The sequence below is a fragment of the Kineosporia sp. R_H_3 genome, assembly GCF_002198675.1.
Taxonomy (GTDB): Bacteria; Actinomycetota; Actinomycetes; order Actinomycetales; family Kineosporiaceae; genus R-H-3.
In genome coordinates, this window is the sequence record NZ_MWLL01000126.1 from 1 (window position 1) to 16,481 (window position 16,481).

17 protein-coding genes are annotated in these 16,481 nt (G+C 75.4%); 6 read left to right on the forward strand and 11 right to left on the reverse strand.

Going from position 1 to position 16,481, the window contains the following annotated elements; genetic code table 11:
• Positions 1–28: 28 nt before the first annotated feature.
• From ECOMGDLI_RS12580 to ECOMGDLI_RS12605, 6 genes are all read right to left on the reverse strand, one after another.
• Entirely contained in the window at positions 29–646 is a 618-nt protein-coding gene (locus tag ECOMGDLI_RS12580) for an energy-coupling factor transporter transmembrane component T (RefSeq protein WP_233153429.1), read from the reverse strand.
• Positions 643–1,332, reverse strand: a complete 690-nt coding sequence (locus ECOMGDLI_RS12585; protein WP_088317180.1) for an energy-coupling factor ABC transporter ATP-binding protein — start codon at positions 1,330–1,332, stop codon at positions 643–645. Before ECOMGDLI_RS12585 ends, ECOMGDLI_RS12580 begins: the two co-directional genes overlap by 4 nt.
• Positions 1,332–2,519 (reverse strand): thiolase family protein, encoded by a 1,188-nt coding sequence (locus tag ECOMGDLI_RS12590; protein WP_198954802.1) that lies wholly within the window; start codon positions 2,517–2,519, stop codon positions 1,332–1,334. Before ECOMGDLI_RS12590 ends, ECOMGDLI_RS12585 begins: the two co-directional genes overlap by 1 nt.
• An 11-nt stretch (positions 2,520–2,530) precedes the next feature.
• Positions 2,531–3,655 carry a class I adenylate-forming enzyme family protein gene (locus ECOMGDLI_RS12595; protein ID WP_088317181.1) on the reverse strand — a complete coding sequence of 375 codons (1,125 nt, stop codon included), beginning with the start codon at positions 3,653–3,655 and terminating at the stop codon, positions 2,531–2,533.
• Positions 3,656–3,894: 239 nt separating this feature from the next.
• Complete coding sequence (locus ECOMGDLI_RS12600; protein WP_088317182.1) at positions 3,895–4,491, reverse strand: biotin transporter BioY; 597 nt, start codon at positions 4,489–4,491, stop codon at positions 3,895–3,897.
• An 80-nt stretch (positions 4,492–4,571) separates the two neighbouring features.
• Positions 4,572–5,468: a neutral zinc metallopeptidase gene (locus ECOMGDLI_RS12605; protein ID WP_233153430.1), complete on the reverse strand. Its 897-nt coding sequence runs from the start codon at positions 5,466–5,468 to the stop codon at positions 4,572–4,574.
• 74 nt (positions 5,469–5,542) lie between these two features.
• Between ECOMGDLI_RS12605 and ECOMGDLI_RS12610 the strand changes: the two genes are divergently transcribed.
• The 3 genes from ECOMGDLI_RS12610 (at position 5,543) to ECOMGDLI_RS12620 (ending at position 10,125) form a co-directional block, all read left to right on the forward strand.
• Positions 5,543–7,141 carry an ABC-F family ATP-binding cassette domain-containing protein gene (locus ECOMGDLI_RS12610; RefSeq protein ID WP_088317183.1) on the forward strand — a complete coding sequence of 533 codons (1,599 nt, stop codon included), beginning with the start codon at positions 5,543–5,545 and terminating at the stop codon, positions 7,139–7,141.
• A gap of 327 nt (positions 7,142–7,468) precedes the next feature.
• Positions 7,469–7,756 (forward strand): helix-turn-helix domain-containing protein, encoded by a 288-nt coding sequence (locus ECOMGDLI_RS12615; protein ID WP_255392588.1) that lies wholly within the window; start codon positions 7,469–7,471, stop codon positions 7,754–7,756.
• 494 nt (positions 7,757–8,250) lie between these two features.
• On the forward strand, positions 8,251–10,125 hold the full coding sequence (locus ECOMGDLI_RS12620) for an ABC transporter ATP-binding protein (protein WP_088317184.1): 1,875 nt from the start codon (positions 8,251–8,253) through the stop codon (positions 10,123–10,125).
• Between the two features lie 82 nt (positions 10,126–10,207).
• On the opposite strand, the gene ECOMGDLI_RS12625 is transcribed toward ECOMGDLI_RS12620, so the two are convergent.
• The 5 genes from ECOMGDLI_RS12625 to ECOMGDLI_RS12645 form a co-directional block, all read right to left on the reverse strand.
• A complete protein-coding gene (locus tag ECOMGDLI_RS12625) occupies positions 10,208–10,972 on the reverse strand; it encodes an SDR family oxidoreductase (RefSeq protein ID WP_088317185.1) in 765 nt (254 codons plus the stop codon).
• A gap of 167 nt (positions 10,973–11,139) precedes the next feature.
• Positions 11,140–12,081, reverse strand: a complete 942-nt coding sequence (locus ECOMGDLI_RS12630; RefSeq protein ID WP_158220992.1) for an SURF1 family protein — start codon at positions 12,079–12,081, stop codon at positions 11,140–11,142.
• Positions 12,078–12,338 (reverse strand): hypothetical protein, encoded by a 261-nt coding sequence (locus ECOMGDLI_RS12635; protein WP_088317187.1) that lies wholly within the window; start codon positions 12,336–12,338, stop codon positions 12,078–12,080. The genes ECOMGDLI_RS12630 and ECOMGDLI_RS12635 overlap by 4 nt, the downstream gene beginning before the upstream one ends.
• A gap of 220 nt (positions 12,339–12,558) precedes the next feature.
• The gene (locus ECOMGDLI_RS12640) at positions 12,559–12,975 is read right to left on the reverse strand and encodes a DUF3099 domain-containing protein (RefSeq protein ID WP_198954803.1); all 417 of its coding nucleotides are present in this window, start codon (positions 12,973–12,975) and stop codon (positions 12,559–12,561) included.
• Positions 12,976–13,023: 48 nt separating this feature from the next.
• Positions 13,024–14,001, reverse strand: a complete 978-nt coding sequence (locus ECOMGDLI_RS12645; RefSeq protein WP_088317188.1) for an NADPH:quinone oxidoreductase family protein — start codon at positions 13,999–14,001, stop codon at positions 13,024–13,026.
• 134 nt (positions 14,002–14,135) lie between these two features.
• Between ECOMGDLI_RS12645 and fabG the strand changes: the two genes are divergently transcribed.
• The 3 genes from fabG (at position 14,136) to ECOMGDLI_RS12660 (ending at position 16,335) form a co-directional block, all read left to right on the forward strand.
• Positions 14,136–14,840 carry a 3-oxoacyl-ACP reductase FabG gene (gene fabG / locus ECOMGDLI_RS12650; RefSeq protein ID WP_088289180.1) on the forward strand — a complete coding sequence of 235 codons (705 nt, stop codon included), beginning with the start codon at positions 14,136–14,138 and terminating at the stop codon, positions 14,838–14,840.
• A gap of 107 nt (positions 14,841–14,947) precedes the next feature.
• Positions 14,948–15,706, forward strand: coding sequence for an enoyl-ACP reductase FabI (fabI, locus tag ECOMGDLI_RS12655; protein ID WP_088317193.1), 759 nt, complete (start codon positions 14,948–14,950; stop codon positions 15,704–15,706).
• Positions 15,707–15,819: 113 nt separating this feature from the next.
• The gene (locus tag ECOMGDLI_RS12660) at positions 15,820–16,335 is read left to right on the forward strand and encodes a histidine phosphatase family protein (protein ID WP_198954804.1); all 516 of its coding nucleotides are present in this window, start codon (positions 15,820–15,822) and stop codon (positions 16,333–16,335) included.
• The last annotated feature ends 146 nt before the right edge of the window (positions 16,336–16,481 follow it).

Sequence of the window (16,481 nt, forward strand, 5' to 3'; positions counted from 1 at the left end):
AGGCGGGAGGTGTTGCGGGGCAGGGGGTTCAGTCGCCGACGCCGCGGGCGGCGAGGGCCTCGCCGAGGCGGTCGGCGTAGCGGACGCTGCGGATGACGAGCGGGACGGCGAAGGCCCGGGCGCTGCGCTCGACGCCTCGGGCCCGGCGGGCGTCGACGACGTCCTGGGCGAGGCCGCTGACGACGGGGATCGCCCGGATCGTCAGGGCGAGCACGAGGCCGGCCCGCTCCGGGTCGACACCGACCCGGCGGAACGGTCGCAGGCCGGCGACGAGGGCGTCGAGCAGTGCCTGCGTCGGGGTCGTCAGCAGCACCAGGCCGGCGAGCAGGGCCGCGACAAGGATCGAGCCGACGACGACGAGCGCCGTGACCGGGCCGGCGCTCCAGACCTGGAACGCCGCGAGGACGAGCAGCACCCAGCGCAACGGCCGTGCCTGGGCGAGCAGCGGCCGGACGCCGACCCGCGCGACCGCGGCGAGCACCGCGAGCAGGGCCGCCCCCGCGGCGACGCCGAGCGGGGAGCGGACGACGGCCAGCACGAGGAGCAGGCCCGCGAGCCCGAGGAGCTTGCCGCCGGCCGGGGCGCGGTGCAGCGGCGAGGTGCCCGGCCGGTAGGTGCCGAGCACGCCGGCGCCGGGCCGGCTCACGACGCGTCCACGAGCCGGCGGTAGGCCGCGACGGCCGGGCCCGGCGCGTCGTCCGCGACGACCCGCCCCTCGTCGACGACGAGCACCCGGTCGAACCCGGTGAGCAGGTCGAGGTCGTGCGTCACGAGCACGACCTGCTGCGGCAGGCTCGCGAGCAGGTCGGCGACCCGGCGGGTGTTGCGCAGGTCGAGCAGCGTCGTCGGCTCGTCGCAGACGAGGACGTCCGGCTCCGTGACGAGCACCGACGTCAGCGCGAGGAGCTGCTTCTGGCCGCCGGAGAGCAGGTGGCACGGGTGGTCGGCGTGCCCGCCGAGGCCGAAGCGGTCGAGCGCGGCCCCGACCCGGGCGGCGACCTCCGCCTTGCCGGACCCGCTGCGGCGCAACGAGAACGCGACGTCCTCGGCGACGGTCGGCATGACGATCTGGGCGTCGGGGTCGGTGAAGACGAAGCCGACCCGGCGCCGGACCGCGCCGCCCTCACGGGCGGTGTCGAGCCCGTCGTAGGTGACCCTGCCCCGGCTCGGCACGACGAGGCCGTTGAGCAGCCGGGCCAGCGTCGACTTGCCCGAGCCGTTCGCGCCGACGAACCCGATCCGTTGCTCCGCGAGCACGAGGTCGACGTCGCGCAGGACGACGCGGTCGCCGTACCGGTGCTCGACCCCGTCGAGGACGAAACCCCCGCCCATCAGCCGACCCGCTCGACGAGGACGGCGATGCCCTGCCCCCCGCCGACCGCGCACGTGGCGATCCCGAGGTCGCCCGCGCGGGCGGCCGGGTCGCGGACCAGCCGGGCGAAGAGCCGGACGACGAGCAGCGCGCCGGAGGCACCCCACGGGTGCCCGAGCGCGATCGCCCCGCCGTCCGGGCAGACCCGCTCCGCGTCGGCCCCGAACGGGTCCAGGCCGAGGGCGTCGGTGCAGGCGAGCACCTGCCCGGCGAACGCTTCGGTCACCTCGAGCACCGCGACCTCGTCGAGCCGGCGGCCGGCCCGCGCGAGCACGGCGCGGACGGCGGGGACCGGGCCGATCCCGGGCAGCGCCGGGTCGACCCCGACGACCGCGGCCGCCAGCACGCGCAGCCCGGGGACGCCGGCCGCCGCGCGGGCCGCCTCCGGGACGAGGGCCACGGCCGCGGCGCCGTCGTTGATGCCGCACGAGTTGCCCGCGGTCGCCGTCCCGCCGGCGGTGAACGCGGGCCGCAGCCGGGCCAGCACCCGGGCGTCGACGCGGCGCGGCCGCTCGTCGGCGGCCACCCCGCCGACGGGCACGGTCTCGGCGTCGAAGACGCCCCGCGCGCGGGCGGCGAGCGCGCGGTCGTGGCTGCGGACGGCGTACGCGTCCTGCCGGGGCCGGTCCACCCCGGTCGCGGCGGCGAGGGCGTCGGCCGCCGCACCCATCTCCGGGTCGGCGAACCCGGGAGGGGCGAAGGGGGCCCGGGTGTAGGCCCGGGGCGGCTGCGTCGGGCCGGCCGGCCGGGCGAGCCGCCACGGCATCGTGCTCGCGCTCTCGACCCCGCCGGCGAGCACCAGCGTGCCCTCACCGGCCGCGACGGCCTGCGCCCCGAGCCGCACCGCCTCCAGCCCGGAGCCGCACTGCCGGTCGACGGTCACGCCGGGGACGCCGGTGCCGAGCCCGGCCGCGAGCGCCGCGACCCGGGCGACGTCGCCGCCCGGCCCGCAGCAGTTGCCGAGCACGACGTCGTCGACGGCGACGGACCCCTCGGGCCCCCGCAGGCCCAGTGCCGTGACGTCCTCGACGAGCGCGGCGAGGACGGGTGCCGCGAGCCCGGTGACGTCGAGCCGTGCGAGCGAGCGGCCGGCTGTGCCGACCGGGGTGCGGCGGGCCGCGACGACGACGGGCTGGTTCGCTTCCACGGCCGGTGCGGTCAGCGGACGGGCGGCCGTGGCGCGCCGACCCGGCCCGGACGGCTCGTGCCGCGGCCGCCGCCCCGGCCGGCCCGGGTGACGACCTCGCGCAGCGCCGCGCGGGCCACCTTGCCGCCCGTGGTCCGGGGCAGCTCGGAGAGGACGACGTAGCGCACCGGGCGGGCCGCGGGCGGCAGCGCCCGGCGGGCGGCCTCGCGCAGCGCCGGCACCGGGTCGGTGCCGGGCTCGGCCTGGACGGCGAGCACGACCCGCTCGCCGAGGCGGGCGTGCGGCTCGCCGACGCAGGCGACCTCGGCGACCCCGGGGACGTCCCGGAGGGCGGCCTCGACGTCCGCGGCGACGACCGTGTGGCCCCCGACGGTCACGGCGTCCCCGGCCCGGCCGGCGACCTCGAGCCGGCCGTGCGTCGTCCGGCCGCGGTCGCCGACCGTGCACCAGCCGTCGGCGTCCCGGCGCAGCGGCCCCGCGTCGTCCGGGTCGAGGTACCCGAGCGCGACGTAGGGCGACCGGACGTGGACGAGGCCGTCCCGCACCTCGACCTCGGCGCCCGGGAAGGGCCGCAGCCCGGCGCCGTCGGCGTCCACGGCGACGAAGGAGAGCTCGGCGGCGCCGTAGTACTCCACGAGCCGCAGCCCGGCCGCGCGCGCCCGGTCCCGCAGCCGCTGCGGGGTCGCGGCGCCGGCGACGACCGCGGTGCGCAGCGCGGGGAGCATCCCGGCGTCGTGCGCCTCGAGGACGTCCGCGAGGACGGCCGGCACGCACTGGACGACCGTGGCCCGGGCGACCGCCGGCCCGCACGCGCCGACCCCGCGCCAGCGACCGGTCGCGAGCAGCGGGAGCCCGGTGCCGAGCGCGTGCCAGGCGGCGAAGAGGGTGAGCGTCGCCGAGAGCGCCCCGGGGGCCCAGACGACGTCGTCGGGCCCGAGCCCGACGACGCGGGTGAACGGCTCGAGGCTCGCGTCCCAGGAGCGCTCGGTGCGGACGACGGCCCGCGGGCGGGCGCTGCTGCCGGAGGTCTGGACGACGAGCAGCGGCCCGTCGGTTCCGGGTTCGAGCCGGTCGGCGGCCGCGACGAGCGCGTCGACCGCGGCGTCGTCGAGGTCGGCGTCGACGACGACCGGCACGGCGCCGCCCGCGGCGCGGACGGCGAGCAGCGTCGTGAGGGTCGCCAGCGGGTCGCCCGCGCGGACCGAGACCCCGCCGGCGAGCCGGACGCCGGCCCCGCCGGCGGGCGGCAGCGCGGCCGCGACCGCCGCGGCGAGGTCGGCCCGGGTGAGCCAGGTCGCGCCGTCGACGCACAGGACGTCGTCGGCAGGCGGCTCCGTCCGGTGCGGGGCGGTGTCCGTGAGGGCCTCGGTGCCGGTCAGCGGGAGGCCTCCGTGCCGGCGCCGACGGCGGCGCGCCGCGACGGCACGACGCCGGGGTAGCCGCGCAGCACCGCGAGCGTGACGACGGTCGCGACCGCGACCTTCACGCCGTCCCCGGGGAGGAACACCAGCGACGCGGCGAACGCCTTCGCCCAGGTCAGCCCGCCCACGAGGACCAGGCCGGGGATGCCGAGCAGGTAGACCGCCCCGATCCCGCCGACCACGTTCGCGGCGGCGACCTGCGCCGGGACGACCCGCCCGGGCACCCGCCGCTCGACGACCCAGCCGACGACGAACGCGCCGAGCACCCAGCCCAGGAGGAACCCGACGCTCGGACCGACGAAGACGGCGGGCCCGCCGCGCCCGCCGGACAGCAGCGGCAGCCCGACGGCGGTGAGCACGAGGAACGTCACGACGGCGAGCGCCCCCCGCCGCGAGCCGAGGATCGAGCCCGCGAGCATCACGCCGAGCGTCTGGGCCGTGACCGGCACGCTGCCGCCGAAGAGGTACAGCGGCGGCGCGAGGCCGAGCGCCGCGATGACCGCCGCGAAGACGGCGACGAGCGCGAGGTCCCGGGTCGAGGAGCGGTTCACGCCGGTCAGCCTAACGACCGGGCACGCGCCGACGTCCCGCCGTCCGTGTCACGGACCTCACCCGGAGCACCCGGGTCGCTCTACTGGAACGTGTTGCAGGAGTCGATGTCGCCGGACCGGTAGCCGGTGAGGAACCAGGTGCGGCGCTGCTCGGCGGAGCCGTGGGTCCAGCCCTCCGGGTCGACCCGGCCCTGCACCTTCTGCTGGATCCGGTCGTCGCCGACCGCCTGGGCGGCGTTGACCGCCTCGGCGATGTTGTCCTCGCTGAGCTTGATGCCGTTCTCGGCGCGCTTGTCCGCGAGGTTCGCCCACACCCCGGCGTAGCAGTCGGCCTGGAGCTCGAGGGCGATCGAGTAGGCGTTGGCGTTCGACGGGTCGCGCTGCTGGGCGGCGCGGACCTTGGGCTCGGTGCCGAGGATCGTCTGCAGGTGGTGGCCGTACTCGTGGGCGGCGATGTAGCCCTGCGCGAACGTGCCCTGGGCGCCGAACTGCTGCTGGAGCTGCTCGAGGAAGCCCAGCTCGAAGAAGATCTCCTGGTCGGGCGGGCAGTAGAACGGCCCGACCTGGGCGGACGCCGCCCCGCAGCCGGTCGTCGTCTGGCCGGTGAAGAACGCGAGCCGCGGGGTCTGGAACGACAGGCCGCGGCGCTGGAACTCGTCGGACCAGACGTCGTCCGCGACGTTGACGACCTTGATGAGCCGGCAGTCGGTGTACTTGTCGATGGCGCCGTCGGTGTTGCAGCGGGCCCGGAGCTCCTCGGCGGTCTCGCCCTGGACCTGCCCCGGCGCCTGGTCGCCCTGGGCCGCCGGCAGCTGGAGCTGCCCGGGGTCGCCGCCGAGCAGGGCGACGATCACGTAGATGATGAGGCCGACGACCCCGGCGCCGCCGCCGATCGCCACGCCGCCGCCCACGCCACGGCCCCGGCGGTCGTCCACGCCGGACACGTCGACCCGCTGGTCGTCGAACTCGATACCCACGCGGCGAACTGTAGGGCAGGCCCGCCTACCATGGCAGGGTCACGTGATCCCCGCTGTCTGGAGCCTCGCCCGTCATGATCGTCGCCCACGACGTCGAGCTCCGGGTCGGAGCCCGGGTCCTCATGGAGCACGCGACCTTCCGGGTCGCGCCCGGGGACCGGGTCGGCCTCGTCGGCCGCAACGGTGCCGGCAAGACCACCCTGACCAAGATCCTCGCCGGTGAGGGGCAGCCGGCGTCCGGCACGATCACCCGCACCGGCGACATCGGCTACCTCCCGCAGGACCCCCGGACCGGCGACCTCGAGCAGCTCGCCCGCGACCGGGTGCTGTCGGCCCGCGGCCTCGACGAGGTCATCCGGAAGATGCGGGAGACCGAGGGCGCGATGGCCAGCGCCGACGACGGGCGCCGGGACACCGCGATGGCCCGGTACAGCCGGCTCGAGGCGGAGTTCACCGCGCGCGGCGGGTACGCGGCGGAGAGCGAGGCGGCGACGATCTGCGCGAGCCTCGGCCTGCCCGACCGGGTGCTCGGGCAGGAGCTCGGCACGCTCTCGGGCGGTCAGCGCCGGCGCGTCGAGCTCGCCCGGATCCTCTTCTCCGGGGCGCAGACCCTGCTGCTCGACGAGCCGACGAACCACCTCGACGCCGACTCGATCGGCTGGCTGCGGGACTTCCTGCGGGTCTGGGCCGGCGGGCTCGTCGTCATCAGCCACGACGTCGGCCTGCTCGACGTCGTCGTCAACAAGGTGTTCTTCCTCGACGCGAACCGCTCGGTCGTCGACGTCTACAACGTCGGCTGGAAGACCTACCTCGAGCAGCGCGAGCAGGACGAGCGCCGGCGCAAGCGCGAGCGGGCGAACGCCGAGAAGAAGGCCTCGGCGCTCATGGCCCAGGCCGACAAGATGCGGGCGAAGGCGACGAAGGCCACGGCCGCCCAGAACATGGCCAAGCGCGCCGAGCGGCTGCTCTCCGGTCTCGAGGGCGAGCGCCGGGTCGAGCGTGTGGCGAAGCTGCGGTTCCCCGAACCGGCGCCGTGCGGCCGGACGCCGCTCACGGCGAGCGGGCTGTCGAAGTCGTACGGCAGCACCGAGGTGTTCGCCGACGTCGACCTCGCGATCGACCGGGGGAGCCGGGTCGTCGTCCTCGGGCTCAACGGTGCCGGCAAGACGACCCTGCTGCGGCTGCTCGGCGGCGTGGAGACCCCGGACACCGGTGAGGTCCAGCCGGGCCACGGGCTGCGGCTCGGCTACTACGCGCAGGAGCACGAGACGCTGGACGTCGACCGGACGGTCCTGGAGAACATGCGGACGGCGGCCCCCGAGCTCGGGGACACCGGCGTCCGCAGCGTCCTGGGCTCGTTCCTGTTCACCGGTGACGACGTCGACAAGCCCGCCGGGGTGCTGTCCGGCGGGGAGAAGACCCGGCTCGCGCTGGCGACCCTCGTCGTCTCGGGCGCGAACGTCCTGCTCCTCGACGAGCCCACGAACAACCTCGACCCGGCGAGCCGGGCCGAGGTGCTCGACGCGCTGCGGCACTACGCCGGAGCCGTCGTCCTCGTGACGCACGACGAGGGCGCCGTCGAGGCCCTCCAGCCGGAACGGGTCGTCCTCCTGCCGGACGGCGACGAGGACCTCTGGAACGCCGAGTACCTGGACCTCGTCGCGCTGGCGTGACGGCCCGGGGCAGCCGTCGGCACGCCCGGACCGAGCGCCTGCCCTACCCCGCCGCGCCCCTGCCGAAACCGTTGTGCGCGTTACGGTTCGGCATCGCCGGGCCGGTCGTCGCCGGCCCGCATCGGCCGACCGGGGGATCTTGCGGCGGGGCGGGACGTTTCATGGTCACCACGTGGCGGATCCATGTCACAGTTAGACACGAACCCGCCACGTAGAGGTCATGTCGAGTGGAAGTCGACATCTCGGCGTGGCAAGTTCGCAGACGTGGACCTTCGTCGGCAGACTGCTGTCTGCGGACAAGGGTCCGAGTCGTCCCACCGGTCCGGGATGTCGTGTCGAGTCGCGGACCGTGGTCACTCGATCAACGATGGTCGGGTAGCTCATCGCCGAGGAGGAACAGTGGCCGACACTGTCAAGAAGGGCGCCCGCATCACGGGTGCCGACCGCACGAAGCTCGCTGGCGAGCTGACGAAGAAGTACAGCCAGGGCGCCAGCATCCGAGCCCTCGCGGAGGAGACGGGGCGGTCCTACGGGTTCGTCCACCGGATCCTCACCGAGAACGACGTCCCGCTGCGCAGCCGCGGCGGCGCGACCCGGGGCAAGGCCAAGCGCTGACCGTCCCGGTCGACCGCTCCCGGCCGACCGGCCAGGCGCCGCACCACCGGGTCGCGGCACCACGGACCTGGTCCGCCAGGTCGCAGCAGAACTGCGCACGACCGACCACCGCACGTCCACAGGGGCGACAGGCCCGCCGTACCACCGACCCTTCCCCGCGCGTCAGGTGTCACCGCCCCGCCGAACCGGGTCCCGGCTCCAGCCCCAGGGCCGCAGCACCCGGTTCCCGCCCTGTCCGGGCCAACGGCAGGGGCGGGCCTCCCACCGACGCCGCACAGCACGCACCGACAGCAGGGACCGACAGCAGGTCCACCGGCCGCCCGACCGGGCGGCGCACGGGGCAGACCCGGCGCCGACCGGCCGGGCGGTGTCGTCTCCCGCGCCGCCGCGACCGGTAGCGTCGCCCCCGGGAAGCATCGCCGCCCCGCACGCGTTGGCGGCAGGGCGGAGCCGAGCACCTCTCGGCCCGACGGTCGACAGGAGCAGCACAGCCGATGGCAGGGCACCAGGCCTGGGTCGCGATCCGTTCGTACTCGCGGGACCCGAAGGTGGCGGACCGCAAGCTGGCCCCCGGGACGTGGCGGCGGATCCTCTCCTACGCGCGCCCGTACCGCCGGCTCATCACGGTCTTCCTCGGGCTCGTCGTCCTCGACGCCGTGTTCGTCGTCGTCACCCCGCTGCTCTTCCGCAAGATCGTCGACGACGGCGTGAGCGTCGGGGACCGGCGGCTCGTCGTCACCGTCGCGCTCGTCGTCGCCGGGCTGGCCGTCCTCGACGCCCTCGCCGGTCTCGTGCAGCGCTGGATGTCGAGCCGGATCGGCGAGGGGCTCATCTACGACCTGCGGACGCAGGTCTTCGGGCACGTCCTGCGCCAGCCCATCGCGTTCTTCACCAGGGCCCAGACCGGGGCCCTCGTCTCGCGGCTGAACAACGACGTCATCGGTGCCCAGCAGGCGTTCACGTCGACGCTGTCCGGCGTGGTCTCGAACGTCGTCTCGCTCGTCCTCGTCACGGTCGCGATGCTCGTCCTCTCCTGGCCCATCACGCTCGCGGCGCTGCTCCTCCTGCCGGTGTTCCTGCTGCCCGCGCGCCGGGTCGGCCGCCGGCTGCAGACCCTGACGCGGGAGTCGATGCAGCTCAACGCCGAGCTCGGGTCCCGGATGACCGAGCGGTTCAACGTCGCCGGCGCCCTGCTCGTCAAGCTCTTCGGCACGGTGGGCACCGAGGACGCCGAGTTCTCCCGCCGGGCCGGGCGGGTCCGCGACATCGGCGTGAAGATCGCCATGAGCAACCGGGTGTTCTTCACCTCGCTGACCCTCGTGGCCTCGCTCGCGACCGCGATCGTCTACGGCGTCGGGGGCGTGCTCGCGATCGGCGGCACGCTGTCCGTCGGCACGCTCATCGCGCTGGCGGCCCTGCTCGGTCGGCTCTACGGGCCGCTCACCGCCCTGTCGAACGTGCGGATCGACGTCATGACGGCCCTCGTGAGCTTCGAGCGGGTCTTCGAGGTGCTCGACCTGCCGCCGCTCGTCACCGAGAAGCCGGGGGCGGCGACGCTGCCCAAGGGCCCGCTCGCCGTGGAGCTGCGGGACGTCCGGTTCGGCTACCCGGGGGCGGACGAGGTGTCGCTGGCCTCGCTCGAGCAGGTCGCCGTCCCCGACCGCGGCCGCGGCGAGGAGGTCCTCCACGGCCTCTCGCTTCGCGCCGAGGCCGGGCAGCTCGTCGCCCTCGTCGGGCCGAGCGGCGCCGGCAAGACGACCATCACGAGCCTCGTCGCACGGCTCTACGACGCGACCTCGGGCGCCGTCCGGCTCGGCGACCACGACGTCCGCGACGTCACCCTGGAGTCGCTGCACGCCAACGTCGGGGTCGTCACGCAGGAGGCGCACCTCTTCCACGACACGATCCGCGCGAACCTCGACTACGCCCGCCCCGGCGCGACGCAGGAGCAGATGGTCTCCGCGCTGCGGGACGCGCAGATCTGGGACCTCGTCCAGTCCCTGCCCGAAGGGCTCGACACCGTCGTCGGCGACCGCGGGCACCGGCTCTCCGGCGGCGAGAAGCAGCGCATCGCGCTCGCGCGGCTGCTGCTCAAGGCACCCGGCGTCGTCGTTCTCGACGAGGCGACGGCGCACCTCGACTCCGAGTCCGAGGCCGCCGTCCAGCGGGCGCTCGACGGTGCCCTCGCCGGCCGCACGGCCATCGTCATCGCGCACCGGCTCTCGACGGTCCGGCAGGCGGACCTGATCTGCGTCGTCGACGACGGCCGCGTCGTCGAGCAGGGCCGGCACGCCGAGCTGCTCGCCCGCGGCGGCCTGTACTCCGACCTCTACCGCACCCAGTTCGCCGACCAGCCTCTGGCGGGCTGACGCGAGCCGCGCGGCGTCGTCCTCTGGCGGGTGAGCGACCTCAAGCGCACGGTTTGAGGTGCGTAGGGCACCAGGGGACGGCTCAGAGCGAGCGGGTCATCCCGCCGTCGACCGCCAGCACGGTGCCCGTCACGTAGCTCGCCGCGGGGGAGAGCATGAAGACGGCCGGCCGGGCGAACTCGAGCGGCTCGCCGTAGCGGTGCAGCGGGACGAGGGCCTCGTTCGCGCGGCGGACCTCCTCCGGGCGCCCGCCGGCCGCGTCCGCGGACCGCGCGCGCTCGGTGTCGATCCGGCCGGGGAGGATCCCGTTCACCCGGACGTTGCGCCCCCCGAGCTCGTCGGCGAGGGTCTTGGCGGTCATCGCGAGGGCCGGACGCAGGCCGTTCGACAGGGCGAGGCCCTCGATCGGCTCGCGGACGGACGTCGACAGCACGAGCACGATCGAGCCGCCCTCGTGGGAGACGAAGTTGGCGACGGTGCGGGCCAGCCGCAGCGGGCCGAGGAACACGCTCTCGAACGCGAGCCGCCAGGCGCCGTCGTCGGTCTCCATCGCGGTCCCGGACGGAGGCCCGCCGACGCTCACCAGAGCGCCGTCGAGGCGGCCGTACCGGGCGATGGCAGCGGCGACGAGGCACGTCTCGATCCCCGGCTGGGAGAGGTCGCCGGACACGGCGATGGCGCGCTCGGACCCACCGAGCGCCGCGGCGGTCGCGTTGAGCGCGTCCTCGTCCCGCCCGGAGAGCACGAGCCGTGCGCCCTCCGCGGCGAGCTGCTCGGCACACGCCCGTCCGAGCCCCCGCGATGCGCCTGTGACCACGTACACGCGGTCGCTCAGGCCCAGATCCATGTCCCCACCCTGCGGTTCGTGGTCCGCCTGCCCCCGACCGGTCGGTCGGCGACCCTGCGTCACCAAGTTGCGTCGGATGGCTTATCGAACGCCCGACCGGCGGACTTGAGGCGGCGGCCGGGGGACGGGACGGCGGACGGCGGGCGTCGCGCGTCTGCCGGGGATGGTCAGCCCTCGAGCGCCGCGTCCTCGACGTCCTCGTCGCGCACCCGGCGACGCCGGGCCCGCTCCTTGCGGGCGGCCGCGGCCGCCTCGGGGTCGATCCCGCGGGCGCTCAGCCGCCGGTTCTGCACCTCGCGCAGCGCGTAGTAGAGCAGCAGGACGTACGCGGCGACGGCGAAGCCCCACCAGTTCCAGGTGTAGGCGAGGTGCGGTCCGAGGTCGGTGTCGGGGCGGGGGAGCAGCCGTGGTGCGACCGCCGGCCGCGGCTGCTCCGAGGCGAGGACGCCGTAAGCCCGGTAGAGGGTCCCCGGCACCTCGGCGCCGACCTCGTCGGCCGCGATCCGGCGGATCTGGCCGGGCACCTCGTACGCACCGGCGGACGGCTCGAACGGCCGGAGCCGGACGACGACCTCGACCTCGCCGGAGGGTGCGGCGGGGACCTCGGGCAGCCGGGTCGCGGACTCCCCGAACGGGATCCAGCCGCGGTCGACGGCGAGCAGGCTGCCGTCCGGCAGGCGCAGCGGGACGACGACCTCGTACCCGTACTGGCTCTCGAAGGGGCGGTTGCGGGTGAGCAGCGTGCCGGCGGCGTCGTAGGTGCCGCGCACGCGCACCGGCGTCCACTCCCGGCCCCTCGGGAGCTCGGTCGCCGGGGTCGCGAGCACCGTGTCCAGCGCGGCAGGTGCGGCACCGTAGTTCGCCGCGACCCGGTCCCTGCGCTCGACCTTCGCCTCGTGCCGGTGGAGCTGCCAGCGGCCGAGGAGGACGAAGACGACGGAGAGCAGGACGACGCCGGCGGCCGCCCGCAGCCAGTACCGCTCGCGGAACAGCCTCAGCGCCGCGGGCACCGCCGAGGCGTCGAGGAGCGGCACGTCGTCGGCGTGCACCTCGTGGGCGTGCACCTCGTCGGCCGGCTGCGGGCGCGGCCGGTCGGTCGGCGCGCTCACGGGCCGTCGTCCGTCGGCTCGGAGGGCGGCGCACCGACCTCGTCGACCTCGCGCAGGAAGCCGCGCAGGGACAGGAACTCCGACAGCGAGGTCCGGTGCTCGTCGCACGCCAGCCAGGTCTTGCGCCGGTCGGGGGTGTGCAGCTTCGGGTTGTTCCACCGCAGGGCCCAGACCCCGTGCGCGCGGCAGCCACGGGCGCTGCACACGGCGTGCCCGGCGTCGTCGGGCGGCGGGCCGGAGGGTTGCGGGAAGAGCACGCACCCAGTCTCACAGACCCTCGGAGGCGGACGTCGGGCGGCCACGGGGGATGCCGCCCGACGTCCTACGCGCGTCCCGACGGGGGATGCAGAACGCGCTGATCGGATGCTACACGCGCGAGTGCAAGCGTGAGGTCGAGACCGTCGAGTCGCCCGGCGATTCACGGCGCGTCGGCAGCGGACCCGCAGCGGACCCGCAGCGGGCCTGCAGGAACGCGCCTCAGGCGGTGTCGCGCAACGGCCCGGCACCGGTGTCCGGAGCCGTGTCCGGAGCGGGGGCCGCGTCGTCGCGGCGCGGGTGGACGACGCCCGTGAGGAGCACCGGCGGCGCCCCGCCGTCGAGCGCCGCGACCTTCATGTCCGGGGTGCCGAGGGAGGCCTTGCCGCGCCGCCGGCCGCCGCTGTTGTTCGCGACGATGACCGCGACGTACGGCAGGCAGACGGCCCCGACGGCGAACACCCAGCGCAGCCACCCGTCGACGACGAGGACGAGGACGACGCAGGCCGTCCGCACGAGCATCGAGATGAGGTACTTCGCCATCCGGGCGTCGAGGTCGTCGGACAGGGGCGTCACCGCGTTGGTGATCTGGTGGACCTCCGGGCCGGTGCTCCCGGGCCCCTGCACTGGTCGCGGCACGTGTCCACGGTACGGCGCGGGGCTCCCCGCCGCACTGCGGGGCAGAGGTCAGCGGACCCGCAGGACGAGCTTGCCGGTGCTGCGCCGCGCGAGGAGGTCTCGGTGGGCCTGCGCGGCCTCCTCGAGGGGGTAGCTCCCCCCGACGACGGCACGCAGCCGGCCCGCCCCGACGAGCGAGGTGAGCTCGTCCATGGCCGGGCCGAGGCCGCCGGGCATCCGCAGCGCGTGGACGAGCCAGAACCCGATGACGGCCCGCGACGTCGCCATGAGCATCCCCGGGGCGACCGGTGACGGCGCCGTCCGGGACGCCATCCCGTAGGCGACGAGCCGGCCCATCGGCGCGAGCGCCGCGAGCGAGCCGTCGAAGACGTGGCCGCCGGTCATCTCGAGGACGACGTCGACGTCCTTGCCGCCGTTCGCCTCGCGCAGGACGTCGCGCACCTCGTCCGCGGTCGTCGTCCCGGAGACGTCGACGGCGGTGTGCGCCCCGAGCGACACCGCGAGGTCCCGCTTCTCCTGCGAGGAGGCCGTCGCGACGACCCGCCCCGCACCCCACTGGCGGGCGAGCTGGACGGCGAGGGTGCCGACGCCGCCCGCGGCGGCGTGGACGACGACGCTCTCGCCGAGGGTCAGCCGGCCGCAGGTGCGCAGGAGGTGCCACGCGGTCGTGCCCTGCAGGACCAGTGCGAGCGCGGTGCCGTCGTCGATGCCGTCCGGGACGGGGAAGACCGCGGCCGGGTGCGCGAGCACCTGCTCGGCGTAGCCGCCGCCGGCGGCGAGCAGCGCGACGACGCGCTCGCCGTCCCGGTCACCGCCGCGGACCCGCCCCACGACCTCGCCGCCCGGGACCATGGGCAGGGTCTGCCGCGCCAGGTAGCTGTTCTCGGTCTGGTGCGTGTCTGCGTAGTTCACCCCGGCCGCGTCCACGTCGATGAGGAGGCGGCCCTCCTGGGGCTGCGGGGCCTCGACGTCGGCCGGGGTGAGCACCTCGGGGCCGCCGAACTCGGTGATCTGGACTGCGCGCACCGCCGCACGCTACCGCCTCCGCCGCGGCGCACGAGCCGGACGACACCCGGGGGAGGCGTCCCGGCCCCCGCGACCGATAGGTTCGGGGCCGGCAGGCCGCACCCCTGCCGTCCGCCCAGCGCAGGAAGGTGAGCATGCCGCGCAGCGTTCTCGTGACCGGTGGCAACCGCGGGATCGGTCTGGCCATCGCCCGGGCCTTCGCCGCCGACGGCGACGCCGTCACCGTGACCTACCGCTCCGGGGAGCCGCCGGAGGGTCTGGCCGGGGTCCGCTGCGACGTCACGGACACCGCCTCGGTCGACGCCGCCTTCGCCGAGGTCGAGGCGAACCAGGGCCCGGTCGAGGTCCTCGTCGCGAACGCGGGCATCACGAAGGACCAGCTCCTCATGCGCATGAGCGACGAGGAGTGGGACAGCGTCATCCAGACGAACCTCGCCGGGGCCTTCCGCACCGTCCGCCGGGCGTCGAAGGGCATGATCCGCCTCAAGAAGGGGCGCATCGTCCTCATCGGCAGCGTCGTCGGGCTCTACGGCTCGCCCGGCCAGGTCAACTACTCCGCGACGAAGGCCGGCCTCGTCGGCATCGCCCGCTCGGTGACCCGGGAGATCGGCAGCCGCGGGATCACCGCGAACGTCGTCGCCCCCGGCTTCGTCGAGACGGACATGACCGCGGTGCTGCCCGAGGACCGCAAGAAGGCGTACGTCGCCGCGATCCCGGCCGGCCGGTTCGGCCAGGTCGCCGACATCGCCGCGGCGGTCACCTTCATCGCCTCGGACGCCGCCGGCTACATCAGCGGCGCCGTCATCCCGGTCGACGGCGGCCTCGGCATGGGGCACTGACCCGCCGGCCCCGACGTCCTGCCGCACCACCCGGTCGACGCCGACCACCCCGCACCGTGCCCCGCACCGTCCACCACGCACCCGACGAACACCAGGAGGAGCCGACGATGGGTCTGCTCGACGGCAAGCGACTGCTCGTGACCGGGGTCCTCACCGACTCCTCGATCGCGTTCCACGTCGCACGGTTCGCGCAGGAGCAGGGCGCGACCGTCGTCCTGTCCTCGTTCGGCCGCCAGATGAAGATCACCCAGGCGATCGCCCGCCGGCTGCCGAGCGCACCGCCGATCGTCGAGCTCGACGTGACGAGCACCGAGAACCTCGACGGCCTCGCCGACGCGGTGCGCGAGCACGTCGACGGGCTCGACGGCGTCCTGCACTCGATCGGCTTCGCGCCGCAGGGGGCCTTCGAGTTCCTCACGGCGCCGTGGGAGGACGTCGCGACGGCGGTCCACATCTCCGCCTACTCGCTCAAGGCGCTGGCCGTCGCGACCGAGCCGCTCATGGGCCCGGGCAGCAGCATCGTCGGGCTGACCTTCGACGCGTCGAAGGCCTGGCCGGTCTACGACTGGATGGGTGTCGCGAAGGCGGCCTTCGAGTCGACCGCGCGCTACCTGGCCCGCGACCTGGGCCCCAAGGGCATCCGGGTCAACCTCGTCGCCGCGGGCCCGATCCGCACGACGGCCGCGAAGTCCATCCCCGGTTTCCAGGTCTTCGAGGAGTCCTGGGGCTCGAAGGCACCGCTGGGCTGGGACGTCAACGACCCCGAGCCGACCGCGCGCACCTGCTGCGGCCTGCTGTCGGACTGGTTCCCGGCGACGACGGGCGAGATCGTCCACGTCGACGGCGGCTTCCACGCCATCGGCTGACCCGACCGGCCGGACGGGGCCGGTCGCGGCCCCGGAGGGGTCGTCCCGGCACCGCTCGGGGCGGGCCCCGTACGGGTCCGGATGGTGTTGGATATCAGGCTATGACCCTCCCCGTGGTTCAGCAGCGGCATCTCGTGCTGCTGCGCCACGCGAAGTCGGCCTGGCCGCACGGCGTCCCGGACCACGAGCGCCCGCTGGCCGGCAAGGGCCGTCGCAACGCCCAGGCCGTCGGCACCTGGTTCCTCGGCGAGGGGCCGCGCCCGGACCTGGTCCTGTGCTCGGACGCCGTCCGCGCCCGGCACACGTGGGAGATCGTCGCGTCGTCGCTCGACGACGCGCCCCCGCTGCGGATCGAACCGGCGCTCTACGGTGCCGAGCCCGAGGACGTCGTCGCGCTCCTGCGTGAGGTACCGGACGAGGTCCGCACGGTCGTCGTCGTCGGTCACGAGCCGACGATGTCGCACACGAGCACGCTCCTGGCCGGCCGCGGCTCGGACCGCGCGGCCCTCGTCCGGATCCGCGAGAAGTACCCGACGAACGGGGTCGCGGTCCTGCGGTTCGAGGTGCCGTGGCGGCAGGTCGGCGCCGGTGGCGGTGTGCTCGAGACCTTCGCGGTGCCCCGCGCCTGAGCCGCTCCCACGGGCAGGTCGAACAGCAGAAGCCCGTTTCGGGAGTCATCCTGGCCCGGTCGTTCGTCGGAGTCGGGGGAGCCCTTGCGGCCCCCGCCGACGACCCCCGACCGGAAGGGACCCCGTGACGTCCGCCGTCTCCGCAC